Consider the following 1,469-nt stretch of genomic DNA (forward strand, 5'->3'; position numbering starts at 1 on the left):
CTAGGCGATTCACACATCTCGCAGGCCCCAGCCGTGTGCGATGGATTGGAAGTGCTGAAGGCCGTGACGGAAGGTGATTGGGCCTGGTGGCTTGGACTTGGGATAGCCATCCCAGCCTCCGAGTTTGGCGATGATCCAGGCGGCCCAGGCCAGAGACTTGGGCGGGTGAGGGTTTTTCTGGAGAGCGGTCTTGCCTTCCAACTCGGGCACCAGAGCCTGCAAGGTATCGATCTCGGCGGGCGTAAAGGCGATCTCGGCGGATTGTGCGGATGCTCCGTCGCGGGCCTGGACAAGCTGCATGATGATGCAGGCGGCGCGTGCGGCGATGGCAGTCAGCTTCATCAGCCGCTCGGCGGTTTCCAACTGACTGTCCTCCAGTTGCAAGCCCTGCTGCTTCAAGGTGCGAAAGAACTGCTCGATGGTCCAGCGCATCCGGTACCAGGCAACCACCTGCCAAGCCATGGCCGAATCTTGAACCGTATGGGTGGTCAGCAGGCGCCAGACGATTGGCTCGGCGTCCGCAGGCGCACCCACCTCAAGCACCTCCACCAGGCTCACCGTCACTGTCTTGGCCAGCCCCTTTTCGATGCAGTTTTGTGGGCGTTTGAGGGCGACTTGGCCGAAGCGGGCCGCCAGATGGGCCGTACGCGCCGGCCGGCCAGGACGAGCGCGCAGCTCCACATCGGCTTCACCGGCCGGCTGCAGCTTTGCCGTCGAGAGCTTGCCGCCCTCGATCAAGCGGTCGCTCATGGCGCGGGTCAGGATATGGAAGTTCGGACCCGGCACGCGGCCCCACTTGGCGTAGATGTCGCTCTCGCGATCGCTCACCTCCGTCACCATCGCAGCCCGCACTAGCACGCCCTTGGCCGCTTCGGCCGTGGCCAGCCAGCGCTGCGATTCCTTGTCGGTCAACAACCGTTGGCCATGTGGCGTTTCCACCCGGCCATCGCGCGTCCAGATCTGGCCCGATACCAACCCGAGTACCTCGCCCGTTCCCGCATCCAGTGCCAACATTGCATGCAGCAACGCACCTCGGACGTTGCCGCCCTTGCCGGTCTCTCCCAGACCCCTCCGATGCTCTGCCGTGGTCGCAAAGTGGATTTCGCTGGTGTCCTGGATCGCCAGCACGTGATGGCCCGCACAAGCCTGCGAACTCGTCGACCCCCAGCCTTCGATCAGACCCTGCGTCGTCACCCGCCCGTTCGCCAAGAACCGGCCAAAGCCAACGATCCGGCCGCGAGAACCTCCCGCCAGCCGCCGAACGCAAACGCTCTGCCGATCCACCATGAGCCCCAGCAACTGGGCCCCCTTTTTTGCAGGCGCTCGTCGCCGAACGCTCCCAACTTGATCTCATTGGCTGACATCGCAACACCTCCTCAATCCGAGCATCGCCAACAGAATCACATCCCAACGCCAAACAACCAATCAAAAGCGAGTCATCCACCTCAAAAGATGTGTGCATCCCCTAG

Annotated in this window: 1 protein-coding gene; it reads right to left on the reverse strand. The window is 63.2% G+C overall.

Going from position 1 to position 1,469, the window contains the following annotated elements; translation table 11 throughout:
* Positions 1-9 precede the first annotated feature (9 nt).
* Positions 10-1,299 carry an IS4 family transposase gene (locus NKI38_RS33385; protein ID WP_352665131.1) on the reverse strand — a complete coding sequence of 430 codons (1,290 nt, stop codon included), beginning with the start codon at positions 1,297-1,299 and terminating at the stop codon, positions 10-12.
* Between the last annotated feature and the right edge of the window lie 170 nt (positions 1,300-1,469).

The organism is Mesorhizobium sp. M0621, from assembly GCF_040320745.1.
Classification (GTDB): domain Bacteria; phylum Pseudomonadota; class Alphaproteobacteria; order Rhizobiales; family Rhizobiaceae; genus Mesorhizobium.